At 74.4% G+C, this 14,881-nt stretch carries 13 protein-coding genes; 9 read left to right on the forward strand and 4 right to left on the reverse strand.

The features are described 5' to 3' along the window. Window positions 1-30 precede the first annotated feature (30 nt). Window positions 31-2,163 (forward strand): alpha-1,4-glucan--maltose-1-phosphate maltosyltransferase, encoded by a 2,133-nt coding sequence (locus ACFY3U_RS11060; RefSeq protein ID WP_387198545.1) that lies wholly within the window; start codon window positions 31-33, stop codon window positions 2,161-2,163. Further along, entirely contained in the window at window positions 2,151-4,253 is a 2,103-nt protein-coding gene (gene glgB, locus ACFY3U_RS11065; RefSeq protein WP_387198548.1) for a 1,4-alpha-glucan branching protein GlgB, read from the forward strand. The genes ACFY3U_RS11060 and glgB overlap by 13 nt, the downstream gene beginning before the upstream one ends. A gap of 33 nt (window positions 4,254-4,286) precedes the next feature. On the opposite strand, the gene ACFY3U_RS11070 is transcribed toward glgB, so the two are convergent. After that, window positions 4,287-5,327: an App1 family protein gene (locus tag ACFY3U_RS11070; RefSeq protein WP_387198551.1), complete on the reverse strand. Its 1,041-nt coding sequence runs from the start codon at window positions 5,325-5,327 to the stop codon at window positions 4,287-4,289. A 125-nt stretch (window positions 5,328-5,452) separates the two neighbouring features. On the opposite strand from ACFY3U_RS11070, the gene ACFY3U_RS11075 reads away from it, so the two are divergent. The 4 genes from ACFY3U_RS11075 (at window position 5,453) to ACFY3U_RS11090 (ending at window position 9,636) form a co-directional block, all read left to right on the forward strand. Next, a complete protein-coding gene (locus ACFY3U_RS11075; protein ID WP_387198554.1) occupies window positions 5,453-7,069 on the forward strand; it encodes a hypothetical protein in 1,617 nt (538 codons plus the stop codon). Between the two features lie 22 nt (window positions 7,070-7,091). Next, complete coding sequence (yaaA, locus tag ACFY3U_RS11080) at window positions 7,092-7,886, forward strand: peroxide stress protein YaaA (RefSeq protein WP_387198557.1); 795 nt, start codon at window positions 7,092-7,094, stop codon at window positions 7,884-7,886. A 99-nt stretch (window positions 7,887-7,985) separates the two neighbouring features. Beyond that, a complete protein-coding gene (locus tag ACFY3U_RS11085) occupies window positions 7,986-8,645 on the forward strand; it encodes a hypothetical protein (protein ID WP_387198560.1) in 660 nt (219 codons plus the stop codon). 46 nt (window positions 8,646-8,691) lie between these two features. Further along, complete coding sequence (locus ACFY3U_RS11090; protein ID WP_387198563.1) at window positions 8,692-9,636, forward strand: TAXI family TRAP transporter solute-binding subunit; 945 nt, start codon at window positions 8,692-8,694, stop codon at window positions 9,634-9,636. On the opposite strand, the gene ACFY3U_RS11095 is transcribed toward ACFY3U_RS11090, so the two are convergent. Together ACFY3U_RS11095 and ACFY3U_RS11100 are read right to left on the reverse strand one after the other, a co-directional pair. After that, entirely contained in the window at window positions 9,626-11,068 is a 1,443-nt protein-coding gene (locus ACFY3U_RS11095) for a sensor histidine kinase (protein ID WP_387198565.1), read from the reverse strand. The two genes, ACFY3U_RS11090 and ACFY3U_RS11095, sit on opposite strands and share 11 nt — an antisense overlap. A 13-nt stretch (window positions 11,069-11,081) precedes the next feature. Next, window positions 11,082-11,738, reverse strand: coding sequence for a response regulator transcription factor (locus tag ACFY3U_RS11100; protein WP_387198568.1), 657 nt, complete (start codon window positions 11,736-11,738; stop codon window positions 11,082-11,084). Window positions 11,739-11,840: 102 nt separating this feature from the next. Here ACFY3U_RS11100 and ACFY3U_RS11105 point away from each other — a divergent pair, with 102 nt between their 5' ends. Beyond that, window positions 11,841-12,182, forward strand: coding sequence for a DUF952 domain-containing protein (locus tag ACFY3U_RS11105; protein WP_387198571.1), 342 nt, complete (start codon window positions 11,841-11,843; stop codon window positions 12,180-12,182). A gap of 101 nt (window positions 12,183-12,283) precedes the next feature. Here ACFY3U_RS11105 and ACFY3U_RS11110 read toward each other — a convergent pair whose 3' ends face one another. Then, a complete protein-coding gene (locus ACFY3U_RS11110; RefSeq protein ID WP_387198574.1) occupies window positions 12,284-12,922 on the reverse strand; it encodes a TetR/AcrR family transcriptional regulator in 639 nt (212 codons plus the stop codon). 176 nt (window positions 12,923-13,098) lie between these two features. Between ACFY3U_RS11110 and ACFY3U_RS11115 the strand changes: the two genes are divergently transcribed. Beyond that, complete coding sequence (locus ACFY3U_RS11115) at window positions 13,099-13,992, forward strand: ABC transporter permease (protein WP_387198577.1); 894 nt, start codon at window positions 13,099-13,101, stop codon at window positions 13,990-13,992. Beyond that, window positions 13,985-14,803 (forward strand): ABC transporter ATP-binding protein, encoded by an 819-nt coding sequence (locus ACFY3U_RS11120; protein ID WP_387198580.1) that lies wholly within the window; start codon window positions 13,985-13,987, stop codon window positions 14,801-14,803. Before ACFY3U_RS11115 ends, ACFY3U_RS11120 begins: the two co-directional genes overlap by 8 nt. Window positions 14,804-14,881 lie beyond the last annotated feature (78 nt).

Here is a 14,881-nt window from a genome sequence, read left to right on the forward strand (position 1 = left end):
CGAACCGATCTCGCACAGTAGGTTGGCGGTGTGAGCGGACGGTTTCCGATCGAAGACGTCTCCCCCGTCGTCGCCTGCGGTCGCTACCCGGCCAAGGCGGTGGTCGGCGAGGTGCTGCCCGTGTCGGCGCGCGCCTACCGGGAGGGGCACGACGCGCTCGGCTGCAACGTGGTCTGGCGCGGCCCCGACGGCGTGACCCGCCCCTTCACCCGGATGCGCCCGGGCGAGCCGGGGCAGGACCGCTGGCACGCCACCATCACGCCGGACGCGGTGGGCGACTGGGTCTTCACCGTCGAGGCGTTCGGAGATCCGTACCTGACCTGGCAGAACGCGGTCACCAAGAAGATCGCCGCCGGGCAGGGGCCGGAGGACCTGGCCAACGACCTGGCCGAGGGCGCAAGGGTGCTGGCCGCGGCGGTCGAGCTGGTCCCGGCCGGCGACCGGCGGCGGGTGACCGCGGCGCTGTCGGCGCTGCGCGAGGAGAAGCTGGAGCTGCCCCGCCGGGTCTCGCCGGCGCTGGAGCTGGCCGACCTGCTCTGGGCGCACCCGGTGCGCGAGCTGGTCACCACCGGTGCGGAGCACCGGCTCTGGGTGGACCGCCCCCGCGCGCTCTTCTCCGCCTGGTACGAGTTCTTCCCCCGCTCCGAGGGAGCGATCCCGGCCACCGTCGACGCCCCGGCCCGCTCGGGCACCTTCGTCACCGCCCTGGACCGGCTGCCGGGCGTCGCGGCGATGGGCTTCGACGTGCTCTACCTGCCGCCGATCCACCCGATCGGCCGGGTCAACCGCAAGGGCCGCAACAACGCGCTGACCGCCGGCCCGGACGACGTCGGCTCGCCGTGGGCGATCGGCGCGGCCGAGGGCGGCCACGACGCCATCCACCCCGACCTGGGTACGCCGGCGGACTTCCGCGACTTCGTCGCCGCCGCCGCCGAGCAGGGCCTGGAGGTGGCGATGGACCTGGCGTTGCAGTGCGCGCCGGACCACCCGTGGGTGACCGAGCACCCGGAGTGGTTCACCACCCGGGCCGACGGCAGCATCGCGTACGCGGAGAACCCGCCCAAGAAATACCAGGACATCTATCCGCTGAACTTCGACAACGACCCGGAGGGCATCCGCGCCGAGGTGCTGCGGGTGGTGCGGCACTGGGTCGGCGAGGGCATCCGGATCTTCCGGGTGGACAACCCGCACACCAAGCCGTTCGACTTCTGGCACTGGCTGATCGCCGAGGTCAAGAAGGTCGACCCGGACGTGCTGTTCCTGGCCGAGGCGTTCACCCGCCCGGCGATCATGCACGGGCTGGGCAAGGTCGGCTTCACCCAGTCGTACACCTACTTCACCTGGCGCACGACGGCGGCCGAGATGCGCGCCTACTGCGAGGAGTTGGTCGCGGCGGCCGACTACATGCGGCCGAACTTCTGGCCCAACACGCCGGACATCCTGCACGAGTCGCTGCAGCACGGCGGCCCGCCGATGTTCAAGATCCGGGCGGTGCTGGCCGCGCTGCTGAGCCCGTCCTGGGGCATGTACGCCGGCTTCGAGCTGTTCGAGTACCTGGCCCGCCCCGGCGCCGAGGAGTACCTGGACAACGAGAAGTACGAGCTGCGCCCGCGGGACTGGGCCGGCGCTCAGGCGCACGGCCGCTCGCTGGCGCCGTTCATCGCCACCCTCAACCGGGTACGCCACGAGAACCCGGCCCTGCACCAGCTGCGCAACCTGCGCTTCCACGAGATCGACAACCCGGCCCTGCTGTGCTGGTCGAAGCACGACCCGGCGACCGGCAACACGGTGCTGGTGGTCTGCTCGTTCGACTCGCACACCGTCCAGTGGGGCAACACCACGCTGGACATGCCGGCGCTCGGCCTCGACTGGCACGAGCGGTTCACCGTCACCGACGAGCTGACCGGGGCGCGCTACGAGTGGGGGCAGCGCAACGCGGTGCGCCTCGACCCGTACCTGCAACCCGCGCACGTGCTGACCGTGCGCCGGCCCACCGTGCCGGCCGAGCCGGAGCCCGCGTCGAGTGAGCCGGCCGAGCTCACCGTCGAGGACGTGCCGGACGACCTCTCCGGCGGCACCGCCCCGACCGGACCGGCCCCAGCCGTGCCCGCGGCGACCGCGCCGGCACCAACCGCATCGAAGGACGCCCGATGGACCAGCTGATCGCCGGCGCCAGCCACGACCCGCACACCGTGCTCGGCGCGCACCCCGCCGACGGCCGCACCACCGTCCGCGTCCTGCGCCGGGGCGCGTCGGATGTGACACTGCTGGTCGACCAGGAGCGGCACCCGATGAAGCGGGTGCACGAAGCCGGGGTCTTCGAGGCCGAGGTGGACGGCACCGTGCTGGACTACCGGGTCGACGCGGACGGGCACGTCACCGACGACCCGTACCGCTACCCGCCGACCCTCGGCGAGCTGGACCTGCACCTGATCGGCGAGGGCCGGCACGAGCGGCTCTGGGAGGCGCTCGGCGCCCGGGTCTTCGACGAGGGCGTGGCGTTCGCGGTGTGGGCGCCCAACGCGCGCGGCGTGCGGGTGGTCGGCGACTTCACCGGCTGGGGCCCGGACGACGGCTGGCCGATGCGCTCGCTCGGCTCGAGCGGGGTGTGGGAGGTCTTCGTGCCGGCCGCTTCCGTCGGGGCCCGCTACAAGTACCGCATCCTCGGCGCCGACGGGCAGTGGCGGGACAAGGCCGACCCGCTGGCCCGGTACGCCGAGACCGCGCCGGCCACCGCGTCGGTGGTGCACCACTCACGGTACGAGTGGTCCGACGCCGCCTGGCTGGAGCGCCGCGCCCAGCGCCAGCCGCACCAGGAGCCGATGAGCGTGTACGAGGTGCACCTCGGCTCGTGGCGCCCCGGCCTGGGTTACCGGGAGCTCGCCGAGCAGCTCGTCACGTACGTGACCGAGCTGGGCTTCACCCACGTGGAGTTCCTGCCGGTGATGGAGCACCCGTACGGCGGGTCGTGGGGCTACCAGGTGACCAGCTTCTACGCGCCGACGTCGCGGTTCGGCGACCCGGACGACTTCCGGCACCTGGTGGACCGGCTGCACACCGCCGGCATCGGGGTGATCCTCGACTGGGTGCCCGGGCACTTCGCCACGGATGAGTGGGCGCTGGGCCGGTTCGACGGCGCCCCGCTCTACGAGCACCCGGACCCGCGCCGCGGCGAGCAGCCGGACTGGGGCACGTACGTCTTCGACTTCGGCCGCCGCGAGGTGCGCAACTTCCTGGTGGCCAACGCGCTCTACTGGTGCGACGAGTTCCACGTCGACGGGCTGCGGGTGGACGCGGTCGCCTCGATGCTCTACCTGGACTACTCCCGGGCCGAGGGCCAGTGGTTGCCCAACCAGCACGGCGGCCGGGAGAACCTCGAGGCGATCGCCCTGCTGCAGGAGACGAACGCGACGGTCTACCGGCGGCACCCGGGCGTGCTGATGATCGCCGAGGAGTCCACCGCGTGGCCCGGGGTCACCCGTCCGACCTCCTCCGGCGGGCTGGGCTTCGGCTTCAAGTGGAACATGGGCTGGATGCACGACACCCTGCTCTACACCTCGAAGGACCCGATCTACCGGCAGCACCACCACCATCAGCTCACCTTTTCGCTGGCGTACGCCTGGAGCGAGAACTACGTGCTGCCGATCAGCCACGACGAGGTGGTGCACGGCAAGGGCTCGCTGGCCGGCAAGATGCCCGGCGACACCTGGCAGCGGCTGGCCAACGTGCGGGCGCTGCTGGCGTACATGTGGGCGCACCCGGGCAAGCAGCTGCTCTTCATGGGCTGCGAGCTGGCCGACGACCGGGAGTGGAGCGAGCAGCGCGGCCTCGACTGGTACCTGCTGCACGACCCGGCGCGGGCCGGCGTGCAGCGGCTGGTCGGTGACCTGAACGCCGTCTACCGGGACACCCCGGCCCTCTGGGCGCAGGACACCGAGCCGGCCGGGTTCCGGTGGCTCGCCGGGGACGACGTGGCGAACAACAGCGTCTCCTTCGTCCGGATCGCACCGGACGGCGCGACCCTGGTCTGCGTGGCGAACTTCTCGGCCGCACCGCTGGAGGACTACCGGATCGGGCTGCCGGCCGCCGGCACCTGGACCGAGGTGATCAACACCGACGCGCACCACTACGGCGGGTCGGGGGTCGGCAACCTGGGCGCGGTGCACGCCGAAAACATGCCGTGGCACGGGCTGCCGGCGTCGGTGGCGCTGCGGGTGCCGCCGCTGGGCGCCCTCTGGCTGCGCCGGGACTGAGCCCCGGCCGGGGTCGCCCCGCCGGGCGGCCCCTCAGACCAGGCCCGCGTCCCGCAGCAGCTGCCAGAGGCCGGCGCCGTCCGGGGCGGAGAGCCACTTCTGCCCCACCGGCCCGGCGTCCGGGTGGTCGTGCGGGGCGGGCAGGGAACCGGCCAGCACCGACTGGGCCGGCGAGAGCCGGCGGATCGCCACTCCGGCGACGTTGGCCGGGTGGGCCGCCGCGAACTCCCGATAGATCTCCTGGTCGTGCTGCCCGTCGTCGCCGATCAGCAGCCAGCGCACCTCGGGGAACTCCTTAGCCAGCCGGGCCAGGGTGGCCCGCTTGTGCTCCCGGCCGCTGCGGAACCAGCGGTCGGCGGTCGGCCCCCAGTCGGTCAGCAGCAGCGGCCCGGCCGGATAGAGGTGCCGGGACAGGAACCGGGTCAGCGTCGGCGCGACGTTCCACGCCCCGGTGGACAGGTAGAAGACCGGCGCGCCGGGGTGCGCGGTGACCAGCCGCTCGTAGAGCACCGCCATGCCGGGCACCGCGTTCCGGGCGTGCTCGTCGAGGACGAAGGTGTTCCAGGCCGCCAGCAGGGGCCGGGGCAGGGCGGTCACCATCACCGTGTCGTCGATGTCGGAGAGGATGCCGAACCGGACCTCCGGGTCGAGGACCCGCACCAGCGCCTCCACCGGCTCGGCGTCGGCCACGCTCAGCCGCACCGAGGCCCAGCCGGGGGTGAGGTCCGCCTCGATCACGGTGTCCACGAAGCCGCTGCGGTCGGCGCGCGCCTCGTGGGTGACCCCACCCGCCTCGATGGTCACGGTGACGTGCTTGGCGGGCAGGGTGGTGAAGCTGCGCCAGCCACGGACCTTGTCCAGCCGGGCCCGCTGCCGGGTGTCCGGCCGGCCGAGCAGCACCCGGCACATCACCCGGGCCCAGCCGGGGGCGCCGTAGCCGGCGTACGCCACGATGTTCATCTGCCACCCCGTGCGCCGTAGCCGGCGCTCGACCAGCTGGTGCACGGCGTCCTCGATCCGCGCGGCCCGGTGCAGGTTCGTCGTGGCCAGCTGGCCGGCGGGAGTGGGTGGCACGCTGCAACCCTGCCACACCCGGCCGGAAGCGGCCAGGCGAGCCGCCCCCGGGCTGCCCGGATCCGCCCCGGCCGGGCCAGTGCGCGTGCAACACTCCGGTCGGGACGACGACGGGGGCGTTGGTCGTGTCGACACCTGAACCGCACCATCGGGCCCGGCGTCCGAGACTCGACCGGCCGGCGCTGGTCGCGCTGCTGCTCGGCGTGGCCGGGGTCGGCTACCGGCTGGTGCTGACCCTGCTCACCGTCCCGTCCGCGAACAGCGACGAGGCGACCTTCGGGCTGGCCGCGCTGCACATCGCCGCCGGCCGCGAGCAACCGGTGTTCCTCTACGGGCAGCACTACATGGGGATGGCCGAGGCGTACCTGGCGGCGCCACTCGTCGCGCTGGCCGGGCCCGGGTGGCCGGTGCTGCGGCTGCCCCTGGTGGCGCTCTACGCGCTGTTCCTCTGGCTGTCGTACCGGCTGACCCGCCGGCTCTACTCGCCCTGGTTCGCCGCGTTCACCGTGGGCCTGCTGGCGCTCGGCACGGAACGGGTGGTGCGGGACCAGCTGACGGTGGTGGGCGGCCGGCCCGAGGTGAAACCGGCGGTGCTGGCGATGCTGCTGATCGCGGTGGGGCTGGCCCAACGGCGGATCGCCCACCGGCGGGCGGCGGTCGGGCTGGCCGGCCTGCTCGCCGGGTTCGCGCTCTGGTCGGACTGGTTGATCGTGCCCTACCTGGCGGTGGCCGGCCTGCTGCTGGTCTACGCCCTGCGCCGGGAGCTGTTCGGCTGGTCGGGCGTACTGCTGCTGGCGGGCTTCGCGCTCGGCGTGGCCCCGCTGGTCCGGGACAACCTGGTCGCTCCGCCCGGGTCTGACTCGCTGTCGGTGTTCCGGCAGATCAACGCCGCCGCCGGGCCGGCGCCGCCGTGGCCGCGTCGGCTGGACGGCGGGCTGCTGGAGGGGGTGCCGCTGGCCGGCGGGCTGTGCCGGGTCACCGGCTGCGGTCACGGGCAGGGCTGGTTCGGGGTGCTCTACCCGCTGCTGCTGGTGGCCGCCGCCGGGCTCGCGCTGGTCGCCTACCGCCGGGCCGCGGGCGCGCCGAGGGCCGTCCGGGTCCGGCACGTCGCCCAGCTCGCCCTGGTCGCCGGCGCGGCGCTGACCCTGCTGTCGTACGTCCGCAGCCCGCTCGCCGCCACCGACCCGCTGGGCAACGCCCGCTACCTGTCGGTGCTGCAGATCTCCCTGCCGGCGGTGCTGTGGCCGCTGTGGTGGGCCGCGGTCGCCGGCTGGCGGGGCCGGTCCGGCGCGGCCGGGCGGCTGGCCGGGACCGCGGCGACCGCGGTGCTGGCCGGCCTCGCCGCCACCGCCGTGGTGGGCACCGCCGTCTTCCTGACCGCCCTCGACGCGCCGATGGCCGAGCAACGACGCGCCCGGGAACTGGCCGACGCGGTCCGCGGCACCGGCCTGCGCGAGGTGTACGGGGACTACTGGACCTGCAACCGGTTGACCTTCGACACCGGCGAGCGGGTGGTCTGCGCGGTGCTCGACGGCCAGCTGACCCCGGGCCAGAACCGCTACCGGCCGTACTGGCGGCAGGTCGGCGCTGCCGCCCGCCCCGGGTACGTGCTGCCGGTCGACTCCCCCGCCGAGCGTCGGCTGCGCCGGCTGCTCGGACCGGGCGCCGACGCCGCCGTCGTGGCGCAGGTCGCCGGCTATCGCGTGTACCACCCGCCGGCCGCCGTCCGGCCGTGGCGCTGAGGGCCGCCGTACGCTGCACGGCGTGCTCATCCTGCTCCCGCCCTCCGAGGGGAAGGTCGACACCGGCACCGGCCGGCGGCTCGACCCGACCCGGCTGTCCCTGCCCGAGCTGACCGACGCCCGCCGCGAGGTGCTGGCCGCGCTGATCGCGCTCAGCCGCGGCGACCAGGCGACCGCGCTGGCCGCCCTCGGGCTCGGCGCCGGCCAGCGCGGCGAGCTGGCCCGCAACGCCCGGCTGGACCGGGCCGCCACCGCACCGGCCGGGCAGGTCTACACCGGGGTGCTCTACGAGGCGCTCGGCCTGGCCACGCTGCCGGCCGGCGCGCAGCGGGCAGCCCGCCGGTCGGTGCTGATCAGCTCGGGGCTGTGGGGGGCGGTACGCCTCACCGACCGGATCCCGCCGTACCGCTGCCCGATCGGGGCGCGGCTGCCCGGCGTCGGGGCGCTGTCGGCGTACTGGCGGCGGGCGCTGGCGCCGGCGATGACGGCGGCGGCCGGCAGCGGCCCGGTGCTGGACCTGCGCTCCGGCGCGTACGCGGCCACCTGGGCGCCGCGCGGCGCGGCGGCCGAGCGGACGGTGACCGTCCGGGTGCTGCACGAGCGGGAGGTCGACGGCCGGCCCACCCGGACGGTGGTCAGCCACTTCAACAAGGCCACCAAGGGCCGGCTGGTCCGGGACCTGCTGCTGGCCGACGCCCGGCCCCGGAGCGCCGCCGGGCTGGTCGCCGCGCTGCGCGAGCTGGGCTACCCGGTCGAGGAGCAGCCGGCCGCGCCCGGCCGGCCCCGCCAGCTCGACGTGGTGGTCGGCGAGCTCTGAACGAGCCGCAAGATTTCCTCAAGCCTGGGCCGCAGAGCTGGAAGGCACGCCGGGCGCGGGCCACGGTAGGGGGACCACACGCCGCGAAGGAGTGGTCCGATGGCCCCCGCACCCATTCTGCTCGACCGGCCGGGCTCGGCGCCGCCCCCGCCGCTGGACTGGTCGACGCTGGCCGACGCGTTCGAGGTGGCCTGCCTGGTCCGGTGCACCCCGCCACCGGCGGTGGGCGGGCCGGTCGGGGCGTACCGGGGGGTGGCGGAGTTCAACCGGGAGGACCCGGCGCTGCGGATGCGGCAGCTGCTGGACCGGCTGGAGGTCCCGGTGGAGCACGAGGTCACCGGGGGTGGCCTGCGCCGCCGCTACGAGCTGCACCGGCTGCACGTGCCGGCGGAGCACCGGGCGACGTACGCCCGGCTGCGCGAGACGGGCTGGCGGCAGGGCCGGCGGGAGCTGCTGGGCGGTCCCCCCGTCGGGGCCTCGACGGCGCGGGCGGTGTGGCGCTCCCGGCTGGCTGCGGCGGCCTGGCGGTCGGCGCTGCTGGCCGGCGGGCGACACGTGCGCCGGCACCTGCTCGGCATCCGGCTGGCCGACCGGGAGCTGGCCGCGGTGCTGGTCCGCGGCGCGGCCCTGCTGGACGTGCCGGCGTTGCTGCGCCCCGGCACCGGCTGCCTGGTGGTCTGCGTGGCGGACGGCCCGGACCGGCTGCGGATCATCGAGCGCGCCGCGCTCGCCCCGGCCCGGTCGACCCCGCCGGATTGATCCGCCGCCGCAGCGGGCTTGCGCGGACGCCACGGTACGGCGCAGAGTGCAGCGGGTGAGCCGTCGCCGGTCCCGAGGTGGTGTCGCCGCCGCGACGGCGGTGCTGGTGCTGCTGGCCGTCGGGCTCACCGGTTGCCGGGACGCCGCGGCCGCGCCGGTGCCGATCCGGATCGCCACCGGCAGCCCCACCGCCGTGTACTACGCGTTCGGCCGGTCGCTGGCCGACATCCTCAACCGGGAGCTGCCCGGGGTACGGGCCAGCGTGGTGGTCACCGCGGCCTCCGCGGAGAACGTCCGGCTGGTCGGCTCGGGCGCGGCCGAGCTGGGCTTCACCCAGGCCGACGTGCTGGACACCGCGCCGACCGAGGTGCAAGCGGTGGCCCGGGTCTACGACGACCTGCTGCACCTGGTCACGCTGGCCGGCGGCCCGGTCCGGACGGTGGCCGACCTGGGTGGGCGACGGGTGTCGGTGGGGGCCGCCGGCTCCGGCACCGAGGTGACCGCGACGCGGCTGCTGGAGGTCGCCCGGCTCGGCGGCGACCGGGTACGCCAGGAGCACCTGGGCCTGGACGACTCGGTGACCGCCCTGCGCGCCGGCCGGATCGACGCGTTCTTCTTCTCCGGCGGCCTGCCGGTGCGCGCGGTGACGCAGCTGAGCGCCGCCTCGGCCATCCGGATCGCCGACCTGGGCGAGTGGACGGAGCCGCTGCGCCGCGGCTACCGGGAGGTCTACGTGGCCCGGGACATCCCCCGCTCGGTGTACGGGGTGGACCCGGTGACCACGGTGGCCAACCCGAACTACCTGATCGTCCGCGCCGACCTGCCCGAGCCGCTGGTCCGCGAGGTGACCCGGTTGCTGATGGAGCGGCGGGCCGAGCTGGGCGCGGCACACCCGGCGGCCGGGCGGATGAGCCCCCGGTCGGCGATCGCCACCCCGCCGCTGGCGCTGCATCCCGGCGCGGCCGACTGGTACCGCTCGGTCAAACCCTGACCCCGCCGGTGGCGGGCCGCACGCCGGTCGGGGGGTCCACGGGGGGCGGAGGGTCCACGGTGGGCGGCTGCGGGGCGGGGAACCACAGCTCCGCGACCAGGCCGCGGGGCTGGTTGGGGCGCATGGTGAGCCGGCCGTCGGAGGCGTCCACCAGCACCGCGACGATGGTCAGCCCGAGCCCGGCGCCGTCGATGTTCTGCACGTCGGGCGCCCGCCAGAACCGCTCGGTGGCCTGGTCGAGCTGACCGGGCGTCATGCCGGGCCCGGTGTCGGACACCGCCAGCACGGTGCCGCCGTCGGCGCGCCGGACGCTCACCGTCACCTCGCCGCCCGCCCCGCCGAACTTGACCGCGTTGTCCACCAGCGCGTCCAGCGCCTGGTCGACCGCGGTCGGTACGGTGCGCGCGTACGCCGGGCCGTCGACCGCCAGGCGCAGGGTGAGCGCGCGGTGCCGGGCCAGCGGCTGCCAGGCCGCCACCCGGGACGCGGCCACCGCGGCGGCGTCCACGGTCACCCGCTGGTTCTCCTCCCGCTCGGCCCGGGCCAGGGTGAGCAGCGCGTCGAGCACCTGGGCCAGCCGGTCGGTCTCCTCCAGGGCCAGCCGGTGCTCGGCCCGCCCCTCGTCGTCGACCAGGCTGGGGCCCAGCTCCTCCACCCGCAGCCGCAGCGCGGTCAGCGGGTTGCGCAGCTGGTGGCTGGCGTGCGCGACGAAGGCCCGCTGCCGGTCCATCACGTCGGAGACCACGTCGGCCATGTCATTGAAGCTGACCGCCAGCCGGCGCAATTCGGGCGGGCCGAGCCGGGCCTGCACCCGGGCGCCCCGGTCCCCCTCGGCGATCTCGTGGGTCACCGCGTCCAGCTCGGTCACCGGTCGCAGCACCCAGCCGGCCAGCCCGAACGCGGTGGAGACGCAGGCCAGCACGGCGAGCAGCCCCATCCCGGCGAGCAGCGACCACCAGGCGGTCACCGTCCGGCGCAGGCGGCCGGTCGGGGTCGCGGTGACCACGGCGCCGAGCACCTCGCCGCCGTCGTTGATCGGCACCGCCACCACCAGCGGCCCGTCCACCCACGGCCAGACCGACTCGGGCTCGGTGAACTGCTGGCCGACCAGGGCGGCGTCCACCGCCGGCCCGGTCCGTCCGGCCGCCCGCCAGCTCGTCGACGCCGCCACCGTCCGACCGTCGCGGTCGACCACCGCCGCGCCGATCCCGTACAGCTCGTCGTAGCTGATCAGCTCGCCGCCGAGCGGGCCGGGCACGCCTTCGCGCAGGGCCGGCCCGGCCAGCGAGGCGAACCGGGTGGCGTCGGCCAGCCGGTCGGCCCGGACCCGGTCGGTCTCCCGGGAGGCGAGGGTGACCGCCAGCGGGGTCTCCAACGCCAGCAGCACCAGCACCATGAGCAGCAGGTAGCTGATCACCAGTCGGCGGCGCACCGGCGGCCCCCGCTCACTCGCCGCGGAGCCGGTAGCCGACCCCGCGTACGGTCTCCACCAGCCGCGGGTCGCCGAGCTTGCCGCGCAGCGAGCCGACGTGCACCTCGACGGTGTGCCGGTCCGCCCAGGTGGTGCCCCAGACGTCGAGCAGGATCCGGTCCCGGGGCACCGCCACCCCGGGCTGTCGGGCCAGCGAGAGCAGGATGTCGAACTCCTTGCGGGTCAACGCCACCGCCCGGCCGCCGACGCTGACCGCCCGGCCGGCCACGTCGATCCGGACCGACCCGGCCTCGATCAGGTCCCGCTGGGGCGCCGCGTGCGCGGCCCGGCGCAGCACCGCCTCGATCCGGGCCTGCAACTCCACCATCGAGAACGGCTTCACCACGTAGTCGTCGGCGCCCAGCCGCAGGCCGGCCACCCGGTCGCGCTCCTCACCCCGGGCGGTGACCGCGATGATGCCCAGCTGGCTGCTGCGCCGGCGCAGCTCCCGGCAGACCTCGGTACCGTCGCCGTCGGGTAGGGTCAGGTCCAGCAGCACCAGGTCGCACGGCGCGGCGCGCAGGGCGGCGGCGACGGTGGCGGCGTGCTCCACCTCGTACCCCCGGCGGGTCAGCGCCGAGGTGAGGGCGGCCGCGACCCGTCGGTCGTCCTCGACCAGCAGGATGCGCACCGGTGACCCCCGTCCGTCGTACGGCTGAGATGCGAATGGTGGCAGACCCGGCGGCCGGGCGGTACCGGGGGAACGGCCGGCCGCGGCCCGTAGGCTGCTCGAATGATCTACAAGCTGCTGCCGACCAGCGAGTGGGAACAGGCCGCCGCCACCGGGTACGTCCCCGGTTCGGCGCTGGACCGGCAGGACGGTTTCCTGCACCTGTCCGCCGCCGACCAGGTCGTGGAGACCGCTCGGCGGCACTACGCCGGCGCCACCGGGCTCACCCTGCTCGCGGTGGACCCGGCACCGCTCGGGCCGCAGCTGCGCTGGGAGCCGTCCCGGGGCGGGGCGCTCTTTCCGCACCTGTACGGCCCGCTGCCGGTCACCGCGGTCACCGCCGCCCACCCGCTGCCGGTGGACGTGCCGGCCGCCGAGGCGGTGGCCGCCCTGCTCGCCGGCTGACCGTGACCGGCCCGGTCCGGCGGCGATGGGAAGTAGCCGTAACCACCCCGTACGGGTGCGGTCAGGTGTCGCGGAGGAAACGTGGCCTGTCGCGGCGCGGGTCAGCGGGGGGCGGGCAGCTCGGGGGCGCGGGGGGCCGCGACGTCCGCGGTGAGGCCGGCGGCCACCGACTCGACCAGCAGGTCGAGGTAGACCGGGGTGAGCGGGGCGCGGGCGATGGCGAGCCGCCAGTAGAGCGGGCCGACGATCAGGTCGACGGCGGCGTCCGGGTCGGTGCCGACCGGCAGCTCCCCCCGCTCGACCGCCCGGCCGATCAGCCGCCCGCAGATCTCCTGCTGCTTGATCCGGAGCACCTGTCGCAGCGCCTCGTCGATGCTCGCGTTGCGGGCCGCCTCGGCCAGCAGGTCCGGGATGATCTGCGAGGCCAGCGGATGGCTCAGCGCCGCCGCCACCACCTGGAACAACAGGGCGATGTCGCCGCGGAGACTGCCGGTGTCCAGCGCGGGCAGCTTGTTGCCGGCGACGGCCAGCACGGTCTCCACGACCAGGTCGAGCTTCGAACTCCACCGGCGGTAGACGGCGGTCTTGCTGACGCCGGCCCGGCGGGCCACCGCCTCGATGGAGAGCCGGCCGTAGCCGACCGCGGCGAGCTCCTGCATCAGCGCCCGCCGGATCGCCCTGGTGATGTCACCCCGGAGCACCGCGGCGCCGGCCGGCGTACGCCTCTTCTCGCTGCTCATCGGGGACTCTTCGCACCTGTCACGTGGGCCAATGTAGCGCAACGACGGTACGGTTGCGTCCCGACGTGTTATGGACTACCGTCCACGCAGCGACGAGGCGGCCTCCCCCACCGTTCACCCGGTAGATTCCTTCGTCGCGCGTCCCGTCGAACACGAAAGATCGGAGCGCCCCACCCATGGCCACCACCGCGCTGGTCGACCCCGAAACGGGCCTGACCCAGGCGCAGCTGGCCGCTCGGCACGGACTCAAGGTCGCCGGCGAGCGCCCGTCCCTTGCCGAGTACAGCCGCCGACTGTGGGCGTACCGGCACTTCATCGCCGCGTACGCCAACGCCAAACTGGTCGCTTCGTTCAGCAACGCCAAGCTGGGTCAGCTCTGGCAGGTGCTCACCCCGCTGACCAACGCCGCGGTCTACTACCTGATCTTCGGCATCGTGCTCGAGCAGAAGAGCATCCCGAACTTCATCGCGTACCTGACCACCGGGTTGTTCATCTTCAACTTCACCCAGAGCGCGGTGCAGGCGGGCACGGCGGCGATCAGCGGCAACCTGGGGCTGATCCGGGCGCTGCACTTCCCCCGGGCCAGCCTGCCGCTGGCCATCGTGCTGACCCAGTTCCAGGAACTGCTCGCCTCGATGGTGGTGCTGATCGGCATCGTGCTGATCACCGGCGAACCGCTCAGCTTCGAGTGGCTGATGCTGGTGCCCGCGCTGCTGCTGCAGACGGTGTTCAACGCCGGGGTGGTGCTGACCGTGGCCCGGATGGGCTCCAAGGCCACCGACCTGCGGCAGATCATCCCGTTCGTGATGCGCACCTGGATGTACGGCTCCGGCGTGCTCTACAGCGTCACCCTCTTCGAGAAGCTGCCGCACTGGGCCGCCACCCTGGTCCAGTACAACCCGATGCTGGTCTACATCGAGCTGGGTCGGCACGCGCTGCTGGAGGACGTACCGCTGCTCAACGAGTCGGTGACCCAGCTGTGGCTGGTGGCGGTGGGCTGGGCGATCGTGGCCGGCCTGGGCGGTTACCTCTACTTCTGGCGCGGAGAACAGGAGTACGGCCGTGGTTGAGCACCTCGAGGCGTCGAACGACGCGACCCTCACGCTGCCCCGGATCGAGGAGCGGATCCCCACCGTGGTGGTGGACGACGCCCACGTGATCTACCGGGTGCACAAGGGCGCCACCGGCGGCACCACCCCGGTGGCGGCCTTCCGGCGGCTGGTCAAGCGCACCAACGCCCCGAACGTGCAGGAGGTGCACGCGGTCCGGGGGGTCTCCTTCACCGCGTACCGGGGCGAGGCGGTCGGCCTGATCGGCACCAACGGCTCCGGCAAGTCGACCATCCTGCGGGCGATCGCCGGCCTGCTCCCGGTGAACGGTGGCGCCGTCTACACCCAGGGCCAGCCGTCGCTGCTCGGGGTGAACGCCGCCCTGCTCAACGACCTGTCCGGCGAGCGCAACGTGATCCTGGGCTGCCTGGCGATGGGCATGTCGCCGGAGGAGGTCGCCCAGCGCGCGCCGGAGATCATCGAGTTCTCCGGGATCAACGAGCGGGGCGACTTCGCCAGCCTGCCGATGCGGACGTACTCCTCCGGCATGGCGGCCCGGCTGCGGTTCGCCATCGCGGCGGCCAAGAAGCACGACGTGCTGCTGATCGACGAGGCGCTGGCCACCGGCGACGACGCCTTCCGCAAGCGCAGCGAGCAGCGGGTCCGTGAGCTGCGGGAGGGCGCCGGCACGGTGTTCCTGGTCAGCCACCAGCTCTCCTCCGTGCGGGACACCTGCGAACGGACGATCTGGCTGGAGTCGGGCGTGATCCGGATGGACGGCCCGACCGACGAGGTGATCAAGGCATACACGGCCTTCACCAAGAAGAAGTGAGCTTCGGCACCGCCACGGTGTCTCGCGAACCGCGCCGCCCCGTTGGGCGGCGCGGTTCGCACGTTAGGGTTCATCTGG

Source organism: Micromonospora sp. NPDC000089 (assembly GCF_042899365.1).
GTDB lineage: Bacteria > Actinomycetota > Actinomycetes > Mycobacteriales > Micromonosporaceae > Micromonospora.